General features: G+C 76.8%; 17 protein-coding genes. 16 read left to right on the top strand and 1 reads right to left on the bottom strand.

Annotated elements, in window-relative coordinates; translation table 11 throughout:
- Positions 1-228 precede the first annotated feature (228 nt).
- The 15 genes from KKR89_RS03690 to KKR89_RS03620 all read left to right on the top strand — a co-directional run bounded on the left by KKR89_RS03690 (position 229) and on the right by KKR89_RS03620 (position 18,833).
- Positions 229-1,356, top strand: a complete 1,128-nt coding sequence (locus tag KKR89_RS03690; protein WP_208197915.1) for a glycosyltransferase — start codon at positions 229-231, stop codon at positions 1,354-1,356.
- The gene (locus tag KKR89_RS03685; RefSeq protein WP_208197914.1) at positions 1,353-2,945 is read left to right on the top strand and encodes a lipopolysaccharide biosynthesis protein; all 1,593 of its coding nucleotides are present in this window, start codon (positions 1,353-1,355) and stop codon (positions 2,943-2,945) included. Before KKR89_RS03690 ends, KKR89_RS03685 begins: the two co-directional genes overlap by 4 nt.
- The gene (locus KKR89_RS03680) at positions 2,942-3,853 is read left to right on the top strand and encodes an alpha/beta hydrolase family protein (RefSeq protein WP_208197913.1); all 912 of its coding nucleotides are present in this window, start codon (positions 2,942-2,944) and stop codon (positions 3,851-3,853) included. The genes KKR89_RS03685 and KKR89_RS03680 overlap by 4 nt, the downstream gene beginning before the upstream one ends.
- The gene (locus KKR89_RS03675; protein WP_208197912.1) at positions 3,846-5,084 is read left to right on the top strand and encodes an acyltransferase family protein; all 1,239 of its coding nucleotides are present in this window, start codon (positions 3,846-3,848) and stop codon (positions 5,082-5,084) included. Before KKR89_RS03680 ends, KKR89_RS03675 begins: the two co-directional genes overlap by 8 nt.
- The gene (locus KKR89_RS03670) at positions 5,081-5,998 is read left to right on the top strand and encodes an alpha/beta hydrolase (protein WP_208197911.1); all 918 of its coding nucleotides are present in this window, start codon (positions 5,081-5,083) and stop codon (positions 5,996-5,998) included. The genes KKR89_RS03675 and KKR89_RS03670 overlap by 4 nt, the downstream gene beginning before the upstream one ends.
- Positions 5,995-6,954: a glycosyltransferase family 2 protein gene (locus KKR89_RS03665; RefSeq protein WP_208197910.1), complete on the top strand. Its 960-nt coding sequence runs from the start codon at positions 5,995-5,997 to the stop codon at positions 6,952-6,954. Before KKR89_RS03670 ends, KKR89_RS03665 begins: the two co-directional genes overlap by 4 nt.
- A gap of 26 nt (positions 6,955-6,980) precedes the next feature.
- A complete protein-coding gene (locus KKR89_RS03660; RefSeq protein ID WP_208197909.1) occupies positions 6,981-8,087 on the top strand; it encodes a polysaccharide pyruvyl transferase family protein in 1,107 nt (368 codons plus the stop codon).
- A 14-nt stretch (positions 8,088-8,101) separates the two neighbouring features.
- Positions 8,102-9,316 (top strand): glycoside hydrolase family 5 protein, encoded by a 1,215-nt coding sequence (locus KKR89_RS03655; protein WP_208197908.1) that lies wholly within the window; start codon positions 8,102-8,104, stop codon positions 9,314-9,316.
- Complete coding sequence (locus KKR89_RS03650) at positions 9,313-10,779, top strand: hypothetical protein (protein ID WP_208197907.1); 1,467 nt, start codon at positions 9,313-9,315, stop codon at positions 10,777-10,779. Before KKR89_RS03655 ends, KKR89_RS03650 begins: the two co-directional genes overlap by 4 nt.
- Entirely contained in the window at positions 10,776-12,497 is a 1,722-nt protein-coding gene (locus KKR89_RS03645) for a glycoside hydrolase family protein (RefSeq protein WP_208197906.1), read from the top strand. The genes KKR89_RS03650 and KKR89_RS03645 overlap by 4 nt, the downstream gene beginning before the upstream one ends.
- Before the next feature lie 33 nt (positions 12,498-12,530).
- The gene (locus KKR89_RS03640) at positions 12,531-13,835 is read left to right on the top strand and encodes a Wzz/FepE/Etk N-terminal domain-containing protein (protein WP_208197905.1); all 1,305 of its coding nucleotides are present in this window, start codon (positions 12,531-12,533) and stop codon (positions 13,833-13,835) included.
- Positions 13,836-14,007: 172 nt separating this feature from the next.
- Positions 14,008-15,006: a glycosyltransferase gene (locus tag KKR89_RS03635; RefSeq protein WP_208197904.1), complete on the top strand. Its 999-nt coding sequence runs from the start codon at positions 14,008-14,010 to the stop codon at positions 15,004-15,006.
- Positions 15,003-16,169, top strand: a complete 1,167-nt coding sequence (locus tag KKR89_RS03630) for a hypothetical protein (protein ID WP_208197903.1) — start codon at positions 15,003-15,005, stop codon at positions 16,167-16,169. The genes KKR89_RS03635 and KKR89_RS03630 overlap by 4 nt, the downstream gene beginning before the upstream one ends.
- The gene (locus KKR89_RS03625) at positions 16,162-17,193 is read left to right on the top strand and encodes a glycosyltransferase family 4 protein (RefSeq protein ID WP_208197902.1); all 1,032 of its coding nucleotides are present in this window, start codon (positions 16,162-16,164) and stop codon (positions 17,191-17,193) included. Before KKR89_RS03630 ends, KKR89_RS03625 begins: the two co-directional genes overlap by 8 nt.
- A gap of 50 nt (positions 17,194-17,243) precedes the next feature.
- The gene (locus tag KKR89_RS03620) at positions 17,244-18,833 is read left to right on the top strand and encodes a sugar transferase (protein ID WP_208197901.1); all 1,590 of its coding nucleotides are present in this window, start codon (positions 17,244-17,246) and stop codon (positions 18,831-18,833) included.
- 7 nt (positions 18,834-18,840) lie between these two features.
- On the opposite strand, the gene KKR89_RS03615 is transcribed toward KKR89_RS03620, so the two are convergent.
- On the bottom strand, positions 18,841-20,100 hold the full coding sequence (locus KKR89_RS03615; protein WP_208197900.1) for a M20 metallopeptidase family protein: 1,260 nt from the start codon (positions 20,098-20,100) through the stop codon (positions 18,841-18,843).
- A gap of 377 nt (positions 20,101-20,477) precedes the next feature.
- Between KKR89_RS03615 and KKR89_RS03610 the strand changes: the two genes are divergently transcribed.
- On the top strand, positions 20,478-21,161 hold the full coding sequence (locus KKR89_RS03610) for a hypothetical protein (protein ID WP_208198207.1): 684 nt from the start codon (positions 20,478-20,480) through the stop codon (positions 21,159-21,161).
- Positions 21,162-21,183 lie beyond the last annotated feature (22 nt).

Raw genomic sequence — 21,183 nt, 5'->3', positions numbered from 1 at the left:
GAGGACCTGCGGCCGGGTCGCCGCGCGCCCCCGGCGACGTCGCGCCCGACTCGCCCGACTCGTCCGCGCAACGAACAATTCACACAGAACGGGGTTATTTCTCCCGTTACACGCCCCTATGATCGTCCGGATCGACGATGGCGCCCGTCCCCCTCGCCGACCGTGCGGTACGTCCGCCGCGGCCCGCTGCGGACGTGGTGCGGTCACTCCACCGGCGGGGGGCACGGAATGGAGCAGGGACGCACGACCACGGCCGACGCACGTGCTGCGGCGACCCCGGACGCGACGACCGACGGTGCGACGACCGACGGTGCCACGCCCCCCACGGGCGCGCGCCGGCTCCGCGTCCTGCACTCGCTGCAGCCGCCCGACGGCACCACGCGCTACGTCGACCAGATGCTCGGCGGAGCGGGCGGCGACGTCGACGCCCGGGTGTTCTCGTGGCGCACGGCCCTGCGCGGCGGGTACGACGTGCTGCACGTGCACTGGCCCGAGCTGCTGGTCCGCCACCCGCGTCCCGTGCGGCGCCTCGGCCGCCGGGTCGCGCTGCGCCTGCTGCTGACCCTCGCACGGGCACGTCGCGTCCCCGTGGTCCGGACGCTGCACAACACGGTCCCCCACGAGTCCGTCAGCCGCGCCGAGGCCCGCGCGCTCGCGGCCGTCGACGCCGCGACGACCCTCTTCGTCCTGCTGACCCCCGCGACGCCGGCACCGGGCGGCGCCCCGAGCGTGCGGATCCCGCTGGGCCACTACCGCGACGTCTTCGCGCCCCTGCCGCAGGCCACCGCGACGTCCGGCCACCTCGTGACCATCGGGCTGCTGCGCCCCTACAAGGGTGTCGAGGAGCTGCTCGACGCGTTCGCGGCGCTGCCGGACCCGGACCTGCGCCTGACGGTCGCGGGCAAGCCGACGCCGGACCTGGCCCCCACGATCGAGGCAGCGGCGGCACGCGACCCGCGCATCGGCACGGACCTGCGCTTCGTCCCCGATGCGACGTTCGTCGAGCACGTCACCTCCGCCGAGCTCGTCGTGCTGCCCTACCGGCAGATGACCAACTCGGGCGTGCTCCTCGCGGCGCTGTCCCTCGACCGGCCGTGCCTGGTGCCCGCCTCCCCCGCCAACGCCGCCGTCGCGGCCGAGGTCGGCGACGGCTGGGTCCTGCAGTACGACGGCGACGTCGACGCGGCCGTCCTCGCCGACGGGCTGCACCGTGCGCGCACCACGCCGCGGGCCGACCGCCCCGACCTGAGCGCGCGCGACTGGGACACCGTCGGCGCCGCGCACGTGCAGGCCTACCGCACCGCCCTCGCGCTCGTCCGCGGTGGTCGCGCCGCAGGGGACGGGGGTGGTGCATGACGGCCGCGGCGGGCCTGGGCACGTCCGCCTCCCGCGGCGCCGCCGTCACGCTCGTCGGGCAGGGCGCACGGATCGTGCTGCTGCTCACCGGCGTCGTCGTCCTCGCGCGGCTGCTCTCGCCGCACGACTACGGCCTGCTCGCGATGGTCATGGCCGTCACCGGCCTCGCCGACATCATGCGCGACTTCGGCCTCGGGAGCGCCGCCGTGCAGGCCCGCACCCTGAGCCGCGGCCAGCGCAGCAACCTGTTCTGGCTGAGCACCGGCACCGGGATCGTCCTCGCCCTGCTCGTGCTGGCGGTCTCGCCCCTGCTCGCGGCGTTCTACGACGAGCCGCGACTGCGAGGGGTCACCGCGCTGCTCTCGGTGACCTTCGTGCTCAACGGGGTCATGACGCAGTACAAGGCCGACCTGCAGCGCCGCCTGCGCTTCGGGGCGCTCACCGGGCTCGAGCTCGGTGGGCAGGCGGTGGGGCTCGCCGCGGCCGTCGCGATCGCCGCCGGCGGCGGCGGGTACTGGGCGCTGGTCGCGCAGCAGGTCGTCCAGCTGGCCGCGCAGCTCGTCGTGCTGCTCGTCGTGTGCCGGTGGCTGCCCGGGCGCTGGGCCCGCGACGAGCCGGTCCGGCCGTTCGTGTCGTTCGGGGCGAACCTCGTCGGCAGCCAGTTCCTGGCCCACGCGAGCAACAACGTCGACTCCGTCGTCATCGGCTCGACGCTCGGGGCCGGACCCCTCGGTCTGTACAACCGCGCGTTCCAGCTGCTCGTGCTGCCGCTCTACCAGATCAACGCGCCCGTGACGCGCGTCGCGCTGCCCGTGCTCGCGCGCCTCGTCGACGACCCGCCGCGCTACCGCCACTACCTGCTGACCGCCCAGACGGCGATGCTCAACCTCGTCAGCGCGATGCTCGCGTTCGCCGCCGCGCAGGCCCCGGCGGTCGTGCTCGTCGCGCTGGGCCCGCGCTGGCTCGAGACGGCCGGGCTCTTCCAGGTCCTGTCGATCGCCGGGTTCTTCACCATGGCCGGCTACGCCTGCTACTGGGTCTACCTGTCGCAGGGCCTGATGCGCGAGCACCTGCACCTGTCGCTCGTGACGCGGCCCCTGCAGATCGCGATGATCGTCGCCGGCGCCCACTGGGGGCTGTACGGCGTCGCGTGGGCGTACGCCGCGGCCGTCGCGCTGCAGTGGCCCGCGAACCTGTGGTGGCTGCACCGCGTCTCCGACGCCCCGGTGGGCCAGATCTGGCGCAACGGCGCCCGCACGGTCCTCGTCTACGGCTGGGCGCTGGTCGCGAGCGCGGCGGCCACCCGCTGGCTCCCGCCCGGGTCGACGTGGCCCGCGCTGGCGACCGGTGCGCTCGCGCTCCTCGCGGCGCTCGCGCTCGCCGCGCTGGTCGTGCCCGCCTACCGGCGCGACCTGCGGACCGTCGCCGGCCTGCGCCACCAGCTCCGGGGACGCGGCGGCCCGCCCGCGGCACCGGGCGCCGGCCACGCCGCCCGGCCCGCCCCCGTCCGCACACCCGCCACCAGCACCGCACCCGCCGCCCGCCCGCCGCACCACCCGGTGCGCACGCCCGACGAGGAGCCGCGATGACCGACACGACCCACCGTGCGCCGCACCCCGGCCGGCGGGCCTTCCTCGCCGGTGCCGCCGTGGCCGGGCTCGGGGCCGCGGGACTGCTCGGCGCCCCCGCGGCGCGCGCCGCGAGCCTGCCGCGCCTGCCCGGCGAGATCAGCCGCCGCGCCGACCAGCGCACCGCCGCGGGCACGCGCTACGACGCCGTCCAGGTCGACATCTCCGGCGACCGCGCGTGGCTGATGGTCCCGCAGGGCCTGCGGCTCGACGAGCCCGTCGGCCTCGCGTGGTTCTACCACGGCGCCGGGTCCGACCACGGGGCGCTGCTCGACGGCTTCGGGTACGAGTCCCGCCAGCTCATGGACCGCGGCCTGGTGTGCATCTGCCAGGACGCCGGCGGCAACGGGTACGCCGGGCCCTACGCGATGTCCGCGCAGGCCGCCGGGTGGCGGTACGTGTCGTCCCTGGCGGACGTCGGGGCGAACTTCCTGCGCGCGACGTCCGGTGGTGGCGCGCTCGCCGCCGAGGTGCTCGGGGCGGGCCTGGTCCCGGACGTCGTGGGCCTGTACTTCGTCAACGCCATCTGGGACGTGCGGCGGTCGTACGACCTGGGTGGCCGCGCCGAGATCGGCCCCGCCTACGGGTACTCCACGGCGACCGTCGACCGCACCAACCCCGCCCGGCACCCCGCGTCCGCGTGGGCCGGCGACCGCATCCGCATCGTCCACACCACCGGCCTCGACCTCGTGACACCCCCGCAGGTCCACGCCATCCCGTTCTACGAGCGCGCACGCCAGCGGGGGGCCGACGTGACGATCCGCACCCACGACCTCGGGCACACCACGCCACCGTTCGTCGGCAACGAGGTGCCCATCTACTTCACGCGCTGGTTCCGCGCCTGGCAGGCGGACCGGTCACGTGGCTGAGGGCGCCACCGCCGGCCGTCACGGCTGGGTGGACCTCGCCAAGGGCGTCGCGATCATCATGGTCGTGGCGTACCACGCGCTGCTGTTCCTCGAGACGGCGGACGTGGGTGTCGCACCGCTCGGCCGAGCGCGCCTCGCGCTCGAGCTCTACCCCATGCCCGCGTTCTTCCTGCTCGCCGGGGTCATGCAGCGCCGGCTCGTCACGACGCGCTGGGCGCAGGTGTGGCAGCGGCGCGTGCTGCCGCTGGTGTACCTGCTCGTCGTGTGGTCGCTCGTGCGGTTCGCGTTCTTCACGGCGCTGCCGATGGTGCGGTCCGACGGGCCGCCGCGCTCGGGCCGCGACGCCTCGCGCCTGCTGCTCGTGCTCGTCGCGCCCGACAGCATCTACTGGTTCCTCTGGGCGCTCGCGGCCGTGACCGTCCTGACGTGGCTGCTGCGCCGCCACCCGGTCGCGTCGGTCGTCGGGGCGGTCCTCGTCAGCGGCGCCGTGACGTCGGGGCTGGTCGTCACCGGGGTGTTCGCGTGGGACCGCGCGCTCGCGTTCCTCGCGCCGTACGTCGTCGGCGTGCACGCGGGGCCGTGGGTGGTGCGGGCGGTCGCCGCGATGACGTGGCGCCGCGTGGCGCTCGCCGGCGGCGTCGTGCTGCTCGTCCTCGCCGCCCTCGTCGCCGTGCCGCTCACGCGGCGCGTGCCCGGCGCGGCCCTGCTCGGCCAGGCCGCCGTGCTCGCCGCCGCCCTCGGTGCCGCGCACCTCCTCGGCGAGCGGCGGTGGACGCGTCCGCTGCGGGACCTGGGACGGCGCAGCCTGCCCGTGTACCTCGTGCACCTGTACCCCGTCGCGCTGCTGACCATCGCGGCCCGGCAGGTGCCCGCGCTGCACGGCACGCCCGCGCGCGGGATGCCGCTGGTGGCGCTGGTCACCGTGCTGTCCCTGCTCGCCTCCCTGCTGGTCGCGCAGGTCCTGCCGACCCGCTGGCGCCTGCTGCAGCTGCCCGCGTCCCTGCTGCGCTCCCGCCCCGCCGCACGCCCCCACGTGCCCGCCGACGTTCCCGCCGCGCCTGCCGACGTGCAGGCCGACGTGCCTGCCGACGTGCAGGCCGACGTCCCCGCCGCGCCCGCCGCCGTCCCGGCCGTGCACGTCGACGTGCCCGCCGACGTGCCCGTCGACGCCCCGCGTGCGCCGGCCACCGCGGGAGCGCCCGTACCCGAGCTGCAGACGGAGGACCGATGACACCCGCACCGACCGTCCGCGTCGCGTGGCGAGCCGTCGCCGGGGCGCTGGCCGTCGCCGCCGGCCTCGCCGCGTGCGCCGGGCCGCCGGACCCGGTCCTGGCCGTCGGCGCGTACGAGCACCCCGCGTCGATCGAGCGCGACGTGACCTACGCGGCGCCCGACGACGTGCCGCTCGCCCTGGACGCCTACCTGCCGCGCCGCGGCGAGGGGACCGTGCCCGCGGTCGTGCTCGTGCACGGCGGTGCGTTCGTCGGCGGGTCCAAGGACAGCGCGGGCATGGTGGGTGTCGCGCGGCGCCTGCAGGACCACGGCATCGCCGCGTTCGCCGTCTCCTACCGCCTCGCCCCCGAGCACACGTACCCCGCGCCCGTGGACGACGTCGCCGCAGCCGTCGCGTGGCTGCGCGACCCCGCGCAGCAGACCGCCTACGGCGTGGACCCCGAGCGCGTCGGCGTCCTCGGCACGTCGGCCGGCGCGACCCTCGCCCTCACCCTCGGCACCCGGCCCGCCGCCGAGACCGGGGTCAAGGCCGTCGTCGCGCTGTCCGCCGCGACGCTGCTCACGGCCGACGGCCTGAGCCTGGGCACGACCGCCCCCGAGGAGGTCCGCGCCGCGCTCGCCTACCTCGGCTGCCCCGAGGTCGACGCGTGCCCCGTCGGTGAGCCGGCCTCGCCCGCGCTGACCGTCACGCCCGCGTCGAGCCCGGCGCTGCTGGTCAACGGGACCGTCGAGTCGATCCCGCTGCCGCACGCCGAGCGCATGAGCCAGTCGCTGGCCGCCGCGGGCGTGACCCACGAGCTGGTGACCGTCGAGGGCGACGCGCACGGCGCCCACCTCCTGGACGAGACGGTCTGGCCGCGGGTCCTGGGGTTCCTCGACACCCGCCTCGCCGCACCGGGAGCGGCCGGATGACCGCCCTGTCCGTCGTGATGCCGACGTACGAGGCCGCCGGGTGGGTCGCGGGCACGCTGCGGGCCGTCCTGGCCCAGGACGTCGACGACCTCGAGGTCGTCGTCGTCGACGACGGCTCCCGCGACGCGACCGTGGACGTCTGCCGGGACGTCGCCGCACAGGACCCGCGCGTGCGGGTCGTGGCGCTCGAGCACAACGCCGGCGTCTCGCACGCGCGGCAGGTCGCGGTCGCGCAGGCCCGTGGCGAGCACGTGTGGTTCGTCGACTCCGACGACCACGTGGTGCCCGGTGCCGCCGCACGCCTGCTCGCCGCCGCCCGCGCCGACGACGCCGACGTGGTCCTGGCACGCGCGCGCTTCGTCTACCCGGACGCGACAGCGCGCCCCGTGCCGTCGCCCGCGCCCGGCACCCGCAGCGGGCCCGACGTGCTGCGGGCGCTGCTGCGCGGCGAGGCGTCCGGGCACCTGTGGAACAAGCTGCTGCGCCGCGACCTGCTGCACCCCGAGGACTTCGTCACCGCACGCACGCACTCGGACCTCGCGCTCGCCGCCGCGGCGCTGGGCCGCGCACGCAGCGCCGTGAGCATCGACGCGCACGTGTACGACTACCGCCTGCGCGCGGGGTCGATCATCACGACGCGGCGCAGCCGCAGCGAGTCGCTGCGCGTCGTCGGCGACGCCGTGGCCCGGACCGCCGCCGCGCACGGCATCGGGCCAGGCGACCCCGACTACGACTACTTCCGCTGCCGGTTCATCACGCTGTCGGCCGTCAAGGACCTGGTCACCGCGACCGACGAGCCCGACGTCGCGCGGCTGGCGACGCTGCGCGCCGAGATCGGTCTGCCACAGCTGCGTGCGCTCGCCGCGCGGGGTGACACGCGCCGGCTCGCGCTCGCCCTCACCGCGCGCTGCTCCCTGCCCGCCCACCGGGTGCTGCTCGCGCTGGCCGCCCGATGACCGCCCCGACCGGAAGGACCGCGCCCATGGAGGTCTTCGTCTCGGCCGTCGGCCAGCACGACAACATCGGTGACACCGTGCTGCGCCGTGCGTACCTGGACGTCGTGCGACCCCTGGGACGCCTCCACGTGTTCGTCGGCGACAAGCCGGACGGCTACGTCGCCGGCCTGCGGCTGCAGCCCGGCGACGTCGTCCACCGCGCACCCGCGTCCTGGCGCCGGTGCGTCCGCGACGGCCTGCTCGCCGGGTCCTTCTACGGCTTCGACAGCGGCGAGACCGAGGTGCGCCGCCCGTACGCGCGCCGGTACGCGCGGCTCGCACCCCTCCTCGCCGTCAACCACGCGCGCGGCGGCGCGGCCGTGCAGGTCGGCACGGGCGTGCGCGCGTCGCACCGGTGGCGCGTCCCCATCGCGGCGGTGCTGCGGCTGTGCGACGTCGTCTCCTGGCGCGACGCGTACAGCCGGGACCTCATGGGCGTCGGCGGCGTCGCACCGGACTGGGCCTTCGCGCTCGGGCCGGACGCAGGCACGCTGCTCGCGGGCACGGACCGGCCCCTGCTCGCCGTCTCGGTGCGGCAGGGCACCGGCACCGTGCGCCGCGACCCCCCGGACGCGGCGTGGGCCGGCCGCGTGCGTGCTCTCGCGGACGGCCTGGGGCTGACGCCCGTCGTCGTCACGCAGGTGGGGCGCGACGCACCGCTGGGCGACCGGATCGCCCGCGACCTGGGCGCCGAGCACGTCGGGTGGGACGGCGACGACCACGCCGCGCAGGAGGACCGGCTGCGCGAGGTGTACCGGAGCTGCAGCCACGTCCTCAGCGACCGGCTGCACGTCGCCGTGGTCGCGGCCACCGAGGGCGCCGTGCCCGTCGGCCTCACCACCGCAGGCGCCCCCGGGGACGCACCCGACAAGGTCGAGCGCACGCTCGTCGCCGCCGGCATCACCGGCACGTGCCTGCCGGGCGACCTCACCGACGTCGACGGCGCGGTCGGCATGCTCGCGGCCGCGAGCCGCGACACCGTCGTCGGCGCCGTCCTCGACTCCCGCGCGCGGCTCGACGCGCTCGGGGACCGGATCCACGCCGCCGCCGGGCACGTGCGCGTGCCGCCGGTGCCGGCAGGGGCCGCACCGTGACTGGGGGGAACCACGTGCAGCAACCACACGTCCGTGCCACCGCGACCCGGCGGGTCGCCGCGACCCTGACCGCTCTCGTCGCGCTCGTCGGCGCGCTGCTCGTCCCCGCCGTGCCCGCGGCTGCCGCCGACGACCCGTCCGGGGGCAACACGCCCGCCCGGCACCGGCCCGCGTCCGGCGGCGAGCGCTGGGGCACCGGGACCTACCTCAACGGGTTCAGCTACCTGCGCGGCGTCAACGTGTACAGCCTCGTGTTCGGCGGCGACCGGCCCGCCGGCCAGGTCGGCGAGAGCCAGGCCGGCTGGGACTACCTGGCGAGCCGGGGCGTCAAGGTCGCGCGGCTGCCGGTGTCGTGGGTGCGGCTGCAACCGGTGCCCGCGTCGGGCGACCTGCGGGCCGGGCTCGACGCCCCGGTCTCCCAGGCGTACCTCGACGTCGTCGAGGAGCAGGTGCGGCGGGCCGCCCGCGCGGGCATCCGCACCGTCGTCGGGCTGCACAACGCGTGCAGCTACCCGAACATCACCGCCAAAGGCTCCCTGACGTGCGGCGCGGGTGTCACGCGCGCCGACGTCGCGAAGGTCTGGGGAGCCGTGGCCACGCGGTTCGCCGCCGACGAGCGCGTCATCGCGTTCGACCTGCTCAACGAGACCCGCCTGGACGGCGTGCCCGTCGCGCGCTACAAGCTCTTCACGCAGGCCGCCGCGGACGCCGTGCGCGGCGCGGGTGCCGAGCAGACGCTGTGGGTGCAGCGCATGCTCGGCGAGCGCGGACGGCTCGACATCATGGCACCCGACGGCCCGTGGGTGAGCGACCCGCTCGGCAAGGTCATGTACTCCCAGCACTTCTACCCCTCGCCGATCGGCTCCACGTTCGACCCGCTCGCCGGCAACCACGCCGTCCTCATGGACGTCGACCGGTTCGGCACGTGGTGCCGCAAGTGGAAGGTGCGGTGCGTCGCGGGCGAGGTCGGCTGGCCGTCGGGCGGCCCCGGCGGCGTGCAGTCGGCCGCGTCGGCCCGCGGCTGGAACCTGGTCTTCGAGCAGTTCTACCGGCTCGCCGACCAGTACGGGCTCGACGTCACGTACTTCGCCGCGTCGTCGTCGCAGACCACCGGCACGCTGCTCGCCTACGTCGCGAGCCGCCCCGGCTACCCGTCGCCCAGCGGCCTCGACACGGCCCTGTCCCAGGCGGAGGTCATCGAGCGCCACCCGTCCCGGCGGGCGCCGTGACCCCGGTCGCACCGCCGCTGCCGCGCCGCACGCTGCCGGCGTACGTCGCGGTGCCCGCGGGCGCGCTCGTCGTGGTGGTCGTCACCGCGGCGGCGCTGCTCGCGCCCCTCGCCGTGGCCGGTGCCGTCGCGCTGACGGGCCTCGTCGCGCTGTTCTGGTGGCGCCCGCGCGCGGGCCTGCTCGCGACGGTCGCGTCCGCGCTGCTGGTGACGCAGCTCGGCGCCGCGGGCGGCGCGCTCGACGAGGGCATGATCGTCGTCGGCGCCGCCGTGGTCACGGTGCGCCGCCTGGTGCGCGAGGGCCACGTCGTGCGGTTCCCCGGGCTGCTCTGGTTCACCGCGTTCGGCCTCGCGGGCGTCGCGTCGTCGCTGCTGCACGACGTGCCGACGACCCTGTGGCTGCAGGGCGGGCTGCTGCTGCTCAAGGCCGTGCTCGTCGGCCACACCGCGGCGCAGCTGCACTGGGGCGACCTCGAGCTCGCGCGCATCGTGCGCGCCGGGACCGTCGTCGCCGTCGTCCTCGTCGTCACCGGTGTGCTCAACGTCGCGTTCCCCGGACCGTGGACGGCGCTGGTCGCGCAGTCCACCCCGGAGATGCACGGACCCCTCGCGGCGGTCGTCGGGCCGTTCCGCCTGCCCGCCGCGTACGGGCGCATCGCCGTCATCCTCGCCGCGGCGACCCTCACCTACCAGCTCGTCGTGCGCGCGTCGGCCCGCGGGTACGCCCTCGTCCTCGCGCTGGGCGGGCTCTCGCTGCTGACGTTCCGCGTCAAGTCGTTCGTCGGGCTGGTCCTGGCCACCGCGGGCGTCGTGCTGCGGGCGGGACGGCCCTGGGTCGTGCGGCTCGTGCTGGTCGCGCTGCCCGCCGTGCTGCTCGTCGCCGGGCCCACCGCGTGGCGGTACGTCGTCGACGACGTGCAGCTCTACTACGGCGGCGGCTACTCGGCGCGCGCCCTGCTGACCGCCGGCGGGCTCGCCCTCGCGGCCCGCGACTTCCCGCTCGGGGCGGGCCTGGGCCGCTACGGCAGCGCCACGGCGGCCGAGCACTACAGCCCGGAGTACGTCAGCCTGGGGTTCGAGCACGTCTGGGGCCTGGGCCGGGCCGAGGGCTGGGGCGCGTTCCTGCTGGACACCCAGTGGCCCGCGCTGCTGGGCGAGACGGGGTGGCTCGGGGCCGCGTGCTACGCGGCGGGGACCCTGTGCGCGCTCGCGGTGCTGCTGCGCCGTGTGCGCCCCGAGGAGAGCGCGCTGACCCGCTGGCTGCGGATCAGCGGCGTGTGCTGCCTCGTGCTCGTGCTGCTCGACTCGGTGGGGGCCGCCGCGTTCTCCTCGCCGCCGTCGTACGTCCTCATCCACCTGGCCCCCGGCATCGTCGCGAGCATGCGCGCCGACGTGCGCGCCGGTGCGGGTGCCGACGTCCGCGCGGACGCCGGTCCGCGCACCCCCGCGGAGGTCGGCGCATGAGCGCACCCCGGGCGAGCGACCGCACCGGCGTGCCGCGCCGCGCCGTCCTCGGCGGCCTCGGCGCCGCCGCGGCTGCGCTGCTCACCGCGTGCACGCGCGCCGGCGCACCCGAGCCCACGTCGGCCGTCCCGACGCCCACGCCGACCCCCGGCGAGGCACCCGCCCGCCTCGCCGCGGACCTCGTCGGCGACGGCACCACCGACAACGGACCCGCGCTCCAGCGGCACCTCGACGCGGGCGGGCACGTCGTGCTGCCCGGTCCGGGCGACTACCTCGTCGACACGCCGGTCTTCCTCGACGGTGGCGACCCGCACGCCCGCGTCGTGCTGGACCTCGCGGGCGGCACCCTCGTCGCGGGGGACCACCTGCCCACGAGCGAGGTGTTCCGCCCCGACCCCACGACGCGCTGGCTGCTGTGGCCCAACACGCTGCGCAGCGCGTGGGACGCGGGTGCCGGCACCGTCGACGTCGCCGTCGGCACGCGCGCGACGGGTGACGCGGTCGGCGCGCTGCAGACCCTCGCGGTGCGCGACGGCACGTTCGACGGCCGCGGGACGGCCGCCGGGCTGGTCCTCGCGCACCGCACCGGGACCGAGCTCACCAACATCACGATGGTCGGCGCGCGCGCCCTGGTCACGTGGCACGACTACAGCGACGGCACGCGGCTGACCGGCTGCCACGCCCGGCACGGCGAGGGCGAGCGGCGCGACGGCGCGCTCCTCGAGCAGGTGGCGCCCGGCGACGGGCTGGTCATCAGCGGCTGCAAGGCGGACGCGGGCCTGTTCACCGCTCGCCTGCGCCGCTGCCGCGGTGCCGTCGTCGACGCCAACGTCACCGGCCGCCTCGAGCTCGACCGCTGCAGCGGCGTCCTCGTCCAGGGCGGGCACCAGGAGTGCAGCATCGGCGACCACACCGCCGTCGTCGTGCGGCGCTCGCAGGTGACGTTCCGCCAGACCGCCTTCTACTGCGCACGCGACGGCAGCACGCCCGCGATCCTCGTCGACGACGACCCCGCCGAGCCCGACGCCTCCCAGGTCCGGCTGGACGCGTGCATCGAGGTGCACCTGCACGACGCGCGCGACGCCGACGCCGCCCACGGCCCGCTGCTGCACGTCGCGTCGGCCCACGACCTCACCGAGGTGCGCGCCGAGGACGTCCGCGCCGTGAGCGTCGACACCGCCGACCCCGGCACGTGGGTCGGCACCGCGGGACCCCGGCTGACCGGTGCCGGGCCCGTGGGCGAGGCGGTCCAGGGCGTCGCCCTCGTCGCGCGCGGCTTCACCGTGAGCCGGCGCACCGGCACCTGGGGCGCCGAGGCGACGTCGGCCACGGCCGTGGCGGCGCCCGGCGCACCCCCGGCGCCCACCCTGGCCAAGCCCGCACCGGCCGACGGCCGCGACGGTCGCGGCAGCTTGCGCGCCCGCCGCGAGCACACCTACTGGGCCGCCGTGCGCGACGCCGACGGGCGCGTGTCACCCGCCGCGCGCACCACCGTGCGGACCACCGCGACGGGCGCCGTGCGCCTCACCGTCACCCTGCCCGCCGCTCCCGCCGCGCTGCTCCTGTGGCGCGGCGAGGGCGACCGGCCCGGCCGCCACACCGACCTGCCGTGCGCCGTGCGCCAGGTCCGCCTGCTCGACGCGGGCGAGCACGTCGAGGGCGTCGGCTGGTCCGACGGCGTCGGCCCCGTCGACCCGACCACGCCGCCCACCGGCTGACCTGCGACCCCTCGGGGTCCGAGAGGAGACACCATGCACCTGGACGTCGCGATGCGGACGCTGCGCCGGCACGGCGTGTGGGCCGCCCTGATCGTCCTGCTGGCGCTCGCCACGGGGTGGGCCGTGCTGCGGTTCGTGCCGCCCACCTGGACCGCCGAGACGCGCGTGCTCTACGCGGTCACCGGCCTGACGGGCGTCGACCAGGGGGTGCCGGCGGGTGCGCTGGCCGCGGCGCGGGCCGCGCAGGACGCCGAGCTCGTGGCCTCGCCCGCGGTGCTCCAGCCGGTGATCGACGGCCTGGGCCTGCAGGACGTCACGGCCGAGGAGCTCGCCACGGCCGTGCAGGCCACCGCGACCGGCACGTTCCTCGACGTGGAGGTCGGGCTGGGCGACCCCGCGGTGGCCGCGCGCGTGGCCGAGTCGGTGGTCGCGCAGCTGGCGCTGCGGGCGGCGGACGACCAGCTCGCCCCCACGCCCACCGCCCCCGACGCCCCCGTCGTGACGCTCGACCTCGCGGTGGTGGCGCCGGCCGCGGAGCCCGAGCGCCCGAGCTCGCCCGACCCGCTGCTGACGATGGCGGGTGCGCTGCTCGTCGGCCTCTTCCTGGCCGCCCTGCTCCTGACGTGGCGGGCCCGCACCGACCAGGTGGTCGACGACGAGCACGACCTGGCGGCGGCGACGCCGGCACCTGTGCTCGCGCACGTGCGGGTGCCCGCGCGCCGCACGCTCGCGGACGCGCTCACGCAGCCGCCGGGAGACGTCGCCGGCCTGCGCACGGCGCTGCTGGCGCGGGCGGGCGAGCGCCCCCACGCGTCGGTCGCCCTCGTGGCCTGCGGGACGGCGGCGTCGCTCGAGGTCGCGGCGGCGCTGGCCCGCGCGTACGCGGGCACGGGCCGCGACACCGTGCTCGTCGAGGGCGACCTGGCCGCACCGCGGCTGGCCGCAGGGCTGGGGCTGCAGGGTCCGGGGCTGGCGGACGTCCTGGCCGGGGCGGTGTCCGTGGTCCAGGCGGCGCACGCGACACGCGTGCCGGGCCTGCGGGTGCTCGTGGCGGGCGACGCCGAGGGCGACCGGACGGACCTGGTCGCGTCCCGGCAGTCCGAGAAGGCCTGGGACGACGTGCGCGCGAGCGCCGAGGTCGTCGTCCTCGCCACCGGGCCGGTCGACGTCGCCGCAGCGGTGCTGGCGGCTGCGTGCGACGAGGTCGTGCTGCTGGTCGCTCCCGGCCGGACGCGACGCGACGACGTGCGTGCGGCCGCCCACGCGCTGCAGACCGCGGGGACGTCGGTCGGCGGCGTGGTCTGGGTGTCGGGAGGGGGCCGTGCGTACACCACGTAACAAAACCATGAACTCTGGTCGACATTGGTACTGACTGGTGGCCTCGAATGCCCGGATATGTGAGCATCGTCCCACAGGGGGCAACCGCTCGATGGTGCGTCGGGGCCTTGCCGACACCGTGGGGACCACCGCGGCGTCGGTTCTCACAGACGCACGCCGAGGGGGAGCACGCATGGCTGCCAGCGCCGTTCTACCGTCCACCCACACCGAGCCCACCGGGGGCAAGGCCCTGCTCATCGCCTCGACGGGCGGGCACCTGAACGAGCTGCTCCGGCTCGTCCCGACGTTCGAGCCCGACCCCGAGTCGCTGTGGGTCACGTTCCGCACCCCGCAGAGCGAGACCCTCCTCGAGGGCCGCCGCGTGCACTACCTGCCGTACATCGGCCCGCGCGACCTGCGCGGCACGCTCCGGGCGGTGCCGCAGGTGCGGGACCTGCTGCGACGCGAGCACTTCGACCTCGCCGTCAGCACCGGTGCCGCGATCGCCGTCGGCGCGCTGCCCGTCGCCGTCGCCGCCGGGGTGCCCAGCACGTACATCGAGTCCGTCTGCCGGGTCGTCGGCCCCTCCGTCACCGGACGCATCCTGGCCTGCGTGCCGCGGGTCGCGCTGCGCACGCAGCACGAGAGCTGGGCCGACGAACGCTGGCGGACCCACCCCAGCGTCCTCGACGAGTACCGCTCCGTCGAACGCGACCGACCGCGCACCGGCGGCGGGCTCTTCGTCACCCTCGGGACCATCCAGGGCTACCGCTTCGACTCCGCCGTCGACGCCGTCCTGGCGTCCGGGCTCGCCGACGAGCGCACCGTCTGGCAGCTCGGGGACACCTCCCGCGACGACCTGCCCGGCAGGGTCGTCCACCAGCTCCCGCCCGAGGAGTTCGCCCGGTGCGCCGTCGAGGCGGACGTCGTCGTCGCGCACGGCGGCGTAGGCACCCTGCTCGACCTCCTGGCGCTCGGCGTCTACCCCGTGCAGGCCGTCCGGTGCGCCGCCCGCGGCGAGCACGTCGACGACCACCAGGCGCAGATCGCCGACCTCGTGCGCGACCGCGACCTCGGTGTCCCCGTCGAGGGCCCGCAGGTCACGCGCGAGGTCCTCGAGCACGCCGCGACCCGCCGCGTCGAGCCGCTCCGCACGCCCCCGCTCCCGCAGCAGCACCGGAGGTTCGCATGACGCCCCGCCGCGACGTGTTCGCGGTCGCCCGTGGCCAGTACGAGAACGTCGGCGACGTGCTGCTGCGCCGTCCGCTGCTGCGCTGGGCGCGCGAGAGCGGCAGCCGGCTGCACGTGTACGTCGGCCGCTCCCCCGACGGGTACGACGAGGGCCTCGCGCTGGAGCCGGACGACGTCGTGTACCGGTCGTTCGCGCGCTGGTACGCCGCGCTTGTCCGCTCCGCGTGGGCCGGACGCGCGTCGTCGCTGTTCAAGCCCGGCGAGATCCAGCTGACCCTCGTGGGCACCAAGGAGCACCTCGTCATGCTGCCCGCGGTCGCGCTGGTACGGGCGCGCGGCGGTGCGGTGCTGCGCGTGGGGGCCGGGGCCCGCGGCTTCGCGCCCCTGCCGCGCGCGCTCGTGCGCCCCTCGATCCTGCTGACCACGTTCACGCGCTGGCGCGACGAGGCGACCGCCGCCTACCTCGGCGGCGGGCCCGCGATGCCCGACCTGGGGTACGCCGAGGGCGCCGGCACCGCCGTGCTGCGGGCGGCGCGCGACGGTGCCGACGAGCGCGACGTGCTCGTCGTGTCGCTGCGTGCCGACGCCGAGGTCGCCCCACGCCCGTACCCGACGCCCGCGGTCGTCGAGGCCCTGCGCCGGTACGCCGCGCAGGAGGGGCTCGAGACCTGGGTCGTCACGCAGGTGTCCGTCGACGACGAGCGCTCGCACCGCCTCGCCGCGGACCTCGACGCGCACGTGCTCGGGTGGCCCGAGGCCACCGGGCACGACGTGCACGAGGCGCGGCTGCGCGCGCTGTACCGGCGCGCCCGGGTCGTGCTCAGCGACCGTCTGCACGTCGTCATCGCCGCGTTCACCGAGGGTGCCGCGCCGGTGTCCCTGCAGCTCGACGGCTCGGACAAGGCCGCGCGGCACCTGTCGACCGTCGGCGTGCACGACGTGACGGTCGACGCGAGGGGCCTCGACGCCGACACGGTGCTCGAGCGCGTCCGCACGGCAGCAGGGCGACGGGCCGAGGCGCTCGACGCGCTGCTCGTGGCGCGCGAACGGCTCGAGGACGTCCGCGGCGACGTCGTGCGGCTGCTCGCGGGCCCGGACGCACCCGCGAGCCCGGCGCACGTCGGCGACGCCACGAGCCGCCCGGCGCAGGTGCGGGTTGGCTAGGCGCGCCGTCGTCCACCACGTCGGGCGCAGCGGGGACGTCCCCGGCGGCATGACGCAGGTGGTCAACGCGTACCTGGCCTGGCCGTTCGAGCGGTGCGACGTCGAGGTCATCGAGTCCCGCGGCGACCCGGGCGACCACGTCGCCGCCGCCCGCGGCCTCGTCCGCGCGCTGCGGGCCGTGCGGCGCCTGACGACGGCGCCCGGCCCGCGGGTCCTCGTCGTCCACCTGTCGGAGCGCGGCAGCTTCCTGCGCGAGGGCGTCGTCCTGCGGTACGCGCACCGCCTCGGGCTGCCCGTCGTGGCGCACCTGCACGGCGCCGACTTCGTCGCGTTCGCCGCCGCGCACCCGCGCCTGGTCGGGGACGTCCTGGGCGCGGCCGACCACGTCATCGCGCTCTCGCACGAGACCGCGCAGGTCGTCCGACGGTTCGTCGACGCCTCCCGCGTGTCCCTCGTGCCCAACGCCGTCCCGCCCGGCACCCCCGTGCCCAAGCGGCGCACCGTCGTCTTCGGCGGCGTCGTCGGGCACCGCAAGGGCGTCGACGTCCTGCAGGCGGCGTGGCGGCGCGCCGGGCCGCCCGCCGGCTGGCAGCTGCTCGTCGCCGGTCCCGTGCCCGACCCGTCGGTGGTCGACCCCACGACCCCGCAGGCCCGGTTCGTCGGTGCGCTCGACCACGCGGACCTCATGGCGCTGCTCGACGCGGCCGCCGTCGCCGTCCTGCCGTCGCGCGACGAGGCGCTACCGATGTTCGTGCTCGAGGCGATGGCCCGCGACGCGTGCGTCGTCGCCACCGACGTCGGCGGCATGGCTGCCGTGCTCGACGACGGCTGCGGCGTCGTCGTGCCGCCCGCCGACGTCGACGCCCTCGCGGCCGCGCTGCGCCACGTGACCACCGACGACGACGTGCGCGAGTCGATCGTCGCGCGCGCACGCCGACGCTTCACCGCGACGTACGCCGCACCCGCGGTGTACCCGCGCGTCGAGGACCTCTGGCTGTCGACCCGTGAGGGCGCGACCGCCTGAGACCAGCACACCGTGCCGGCACGACGCCGGCCCGACCGGACGGGGACACGATGGTCGTGGAGCACGAGACGGCCGCGCAGGCACGGGCTGCCGCGCGACGACGGTCCGAGCGGTCCGGGCGGGCCGTGCACCCCGCCGCGCCACCGCCGCCGGCCCCGGCACCCGCACCGCCCCAGCCGCACGCGCTGCGCTGGGACCCGTCGCGGACGCACACCCGCGGTCCCCGGCGCCCGGCGTGGGTCGTGCGGTTCCACGCGCTGCTGCTCGTCAGCGACGTCGCGGTGCTCGTCGTCGCGACCGCCGCAGCCGCGTGGACGTGGGGGCGCCACGACCCGGCCGTCAGGTTCTTCGGCGCGCAGGTGCCCATGGTCTCGTGGCTCGCCGCGGTCGTCGCGGTGTGGCTCGTGGCCCTGGCGGCGGTGCGGTCACGGTCCGAGCTCATCCTCGCCGTCGGCGTGACCGAGCTGCAGCGCGTGCTCAACGCGTCGGTCTTCGCGCTCAGCGCGGTGATGAGCACGGCGTTCCTCGGCGAGGCCGACATCGCCCGTGACACGCTCGCCGGCGCGTTCGGCTTCGGCCTGCTGGGGCTCATGGTGACGCGCCTGGCGTGGCGGCACCGCCTCATCGCGTGGCGCTCCGCCGGGCGCTGCAAGCGCAACGCCCTGCTCGTCGGGCCGCGGCGCGACGTCGAGCGCCTCCTGCCCGACCTACGCCGCAACCACCGCGCGGGCTTCCGGGTCGTCGGCATCGCGCTCACCGACGCCGACCCCGCGCCCGACGCCCGCATCGACGACGTCGAGACGTTCGGCCTCGAGGAGCTGGTCGACCGCGCGCACCACCCGCGCGTCACCACCGTCGTGCTCGCGGGCGACCTGCCGGGCGGGCGTGCGGCCATCCGCCGGCTCGGCTGGTCCCTCGAGGGGGCCGCGACCGAGCTCATCCTGCCGAGCCGCCTCACGTACGTCGCCGGCCCGCGCATCCACCTGCGTCCGGTCGAGGGCATGCCGCTCGTGCACCTGTCGCTGCCCACGTACACGGGCGTCGCGTACGTCGCCAAGCGGGTCATGGACGTCGTGGTGGCGTCGACCGCGCTCGTCGTGCTGGGCCCCGTGCTGCTGGCCGTGGCGGTCGCCATCAAGCTCGACGACGGCGGGCCCGTGCTGTTCCGCCAGCAGCGCGTCGGCAACCACGAGCAGCTCTTCACGATGTACAAGTTCCGCACGATGGTGGTCGACGCCGAGGCGCGGCTGGCCGCGCTGCAGGAGCGCAACCAGGGCGCGGGCGTGCTGTTCAAGATGACGGACGACCCGCGCGTCACGCGCGTGGGACGGGTCCTGCGGGCCTGGTCCCTCGACGAGCTGCCCCAGTTCCTCAACGCGCTGGTGGGGACGATGTCCGTCGTAGGACCGCGACCGCCGCTGCCGCGCGAGGTCGCGCTCTACGACGGCGACGTGCACCGGCGCCTGCTCTCCAAGCCGGGCATCACGGGGCTGTGGCAGGTGAGCGGCCGGTCGGACCTGTCGTGGGAGGAGAGCGTGCAGCTCGACCTGTCCTACGTCGAGAACTGGTCGCTGTCCGGCGACCTCATGATCATCCTGCGGACCTTCCGGTGCGTGCTGGCACGCGCCGGCGCGTACTGAGGGGGCGTCAGCCCGCGTCCTGCGCGAGCCGGTCCAGCGCGAGGGCCGCGAGGACCGCGGCGCTCGGGGCGAGTGCCGCGTCGGCGAAGCGGGCCCGCGGCGAGTGGTTGTACGGCGCGTCCGCCGGGTCCAGCCCCGTGGCCGTCGCGCCGACGAACACGAACGCACCGGGCACCTGCTGCAGCACGTAGGAGAAGTCCTCGGCACCGGGCACGGGCACGTCCGCCTCGACCCACCCCGCGTCGCCGTACAGGCCCTGCGTCAGGCGGCGGGCGCGCGCGACCTCGCCCGCGTCGTTCTCCGTGACCGGGTAGCCGCGCGTGTACTCGACGGTCGCGGACAGCCCGTGCGCCGCGGCGACGTGCTCGCACAGGCGCGCGATCCGCTCGGGCACCGCCGCGTGCGTGGCCGGGCTGAACGTGCGGATCGTCGCCTCGAGGTAGGCCGTGTCCGGGATGATGTTGTCCTTGGTCCCGGCCTCGACGCGGCCGACCGTGACGACCACCGGGTCGAACACGTCGAACTGCCGCGTGACCATCGCCTGCAGCGCGAGCACCATCTCGGCCGCCACCGGCACGGGGTCCGCCGCGAGGTACGGCTTGGACCCGTGCCCGCCGCGCCCCTCGACCGTGACGCGCACGGTGTCCGACGCCGCCATGAAGGTCCCCGCGCGGGACGCGACGACGCCCGCCGGCAGCGTCGAGGACATGACGTGCACGCCGTACGCGGCGACGACCGGCGTGCCGGCCGCCTCCAGCACGCCCTCCTCGATCATGAGCCGCGCGCCGTGGTACCCCTCCTCGCCCGGCTGGAACATCAGGACGACGGGCCCGGCGATCTGCTCCCGGCGCGTCGCGAGCAGCCGCGCGGCCCCCACGAGGCCCGCGACGTGCAGGTCGTGCCCGCACGCGTGCATGACGCCCTCGTGCTCGGACGTGAAGGGCTCGTCGGTCCGCTCGGTCACCGGCAGGGCGTCCATGTCGCCGCGCAGCAGCACCGCCGGCCCGGGCCGGGCACCGCGCAGCACCGCCGTGACGGACGACAGCGCGCGCCCCGTCGACACCTCGAGGCCGAGGTCCGCGAGCGCGTCGAGCACGAGCTGCTGCGTCCTCGGCAGGTCCAGGCCGCGCTCCGGGACCCGGTGCAGCGCGTGGCGCAGCGCCGCCGTGCGCGGCAGGTCCGCGAGCGCGTCGTCGCGCAGGGACGCCAGCACGTCGTCGGCCAGCCCGCTGGCCCGGTCCCGGGTCGTGCCCTCGTCGTGCAGCATGCGGCCACCCTGCCACAGCGCACGGGTGGTCGAGCACGTGCTCCACACGGGTGACGTCAACGATCGGCAGTCCCTCGTCCGCCGACCACGAGGTCCCACGTCGCCACCCGACCGGTCCCTACCCTGGGCCGGTGCCCCCGAGTCCCGACGCCGATGGCCGCGGACCCGCGCCCGTTCCCGTGCCCGCGCCCGTGCCCGCGCCCGCGCCCGTCACGATCGCCCCGGGCTGGGACAGCGCCTGGGCGTCGACGCCTCCCCGTGGCGCCGCGCCGGCCGCGGCACCACCACCCCCACCGGCGCCCGGCGACCCCGGCCGGCCGCGCGGTCGCCGCCCCCGTCGGGGCGTGCGGACGCGGCCGGTGACGGTGGCCGCCGCAGTGGCTGCGCTCGTCGTGTCCGCCGCTGTGGCCGCGGTGTCGCTCGTGGGCGGCGACCGGGCCGACGGTGCCACGGGCGCCGACGCGACGTCGTCGGCGACCGCGAGCGCGACCGCGAGCGCACCGGGCACGGCGTCCCTGGACCGCGAGATCGGCCGCCTGCGGGTCGACCTCGCGGTGGCGCGCGCGACCTGGTCCGGTGCGGCGCAGGGCGACGCGTCCGCCCGCGAGGACCTCGAGGCGGCCGTCGACGCCGCCCAGGCGTGGCTCGACGGCTACGTCGCACCGTCGACGGCGCAGGACGCGGGCCGCCTGCACCGCGAGGCCTCGGCCCACCGTGAGGTGCTCGCGACGCTGCTCGCCCGGGTGGGACAGGTCGGGGCCACGCCGACGTCCGGCAGCACGCCCGACGCGACGCCGCCCGGTGCGGCACCCGGGACGCCCGCGCCGCGGGCCACGGCGACGCGGGCACCGGCACGCCCGGCCGGCGCCCCACCACGCACCACGTCCGCGCCGGTCGCCGACCCGACGCCCGCCGCACCGTCCCCCGCACCCTCGACGGCCGACCCCGCACCGGCGTCGCCGTCCCCCGCACCGGCGTCACCGTCCCCCGCGCCGGAGCCCCTGCCGCCGGCCGATCCGACCGCACCGTCGGGCGACGCCGGCCCGCCCGCGACCCCCTGACGTCCGTGCCCCTCGCGGGGTG

The sequence above is a fragment of the Cellulomonas dongxiuzhuiae genome, from assembly GCF_018623035.1.
Taxonomy (GTDB): Bacteria; Actinomycetota; Actinomycetes; order Actinomycetales; family Cellulomonadaceae; genus Cellulomonas; species Cellulomonas dongxiuzhuiae.
This window is presented reverse-complemented; position numbering and strand designations above follow the sequence as displayed.

Coding starts and splice junctions, on each gene's coding strand:
- KKR89_RS03670 (WP_208197911.1), top strand. CDS start 5,081: ATGACACCCGCACCGACCGTCCGCGTCGCGTGGCGAGCCGTCGCCGGG.
- KKR89_RS03615 (WP_208197900.1), bottom strand. CDS start 20,100: ATGCTGCACGACGAGGGCACGACCCGGGACCGGGCCAGCGGGCTGGCC.
- KKR89_RS03635 (WP_208197904.1), top strand. CDS start 14,008: ATGGCTGCCAGCGCCGTTCTACCGTCCACCCACACCGAGCCCACCGGG.
- KKR89_RS03645 (WP_208197906.1), top strand. CDS start 10,776: ATGAGCGCACCCCGGGCGAGCGACCGCACCGGCGTGCCGCGCCGCGCC.
- KKR89_RS03690 (WP_208197915.1), top strand. CDS start 229: ATGGAGCAGGGACGCACGACCACGGCCGACGCACGTGCTGCGGCGACC.
- KKR89_RS03620 (WP_208197901.1), top strand. CDS start 17,244: ATGGTCGTGGAGCACGAGACGGCCGCGCAGGCACGGGCTGCCGCGCGA.
- KKR89_RS03680 (WP_208197913.1), top strand. CDS start 2,942: ATGACCGACACGACCCACCGTGCGCCGCACCCCGGCCGGCGGGCCTTC.
- KKR89_RS03685 (WP_208197914.1), top strand. CDS start 1,353: ATGACGGCCGCGGCGGGCCTGGGCACGTCCGCCTCCCGCGGCGCCGCC.
- KKR89_RS03660 (WP_208197909.1), top strand. CDS start 6,981: ATGGAGGTCTTCGTCTCGGCCGTCGGCCAGCACGACAACATCGGTGAC.
- KKR89_RS03630 (WP_208197903.1), top strand. CDS start 15,003: ATGACGCCCCGCCGCGACGTGTTCGCGGTCGCCCGTGGCCAGTACGAG.
- KKR89_RS03665 (WP_208197910.1), top strand. CDS start 5,995: ATGACCGCCCTGTCCGTCGTGATGCCGACGTACGAGGCCGCCGGGTGG.
- KKR89_RS03640 (WP_208197905.1), top strand. CDS start 12,531: ATGCACCTGGACGTCGCGATGCGGACGCTGCGCCGGCACGGCGTGTGG.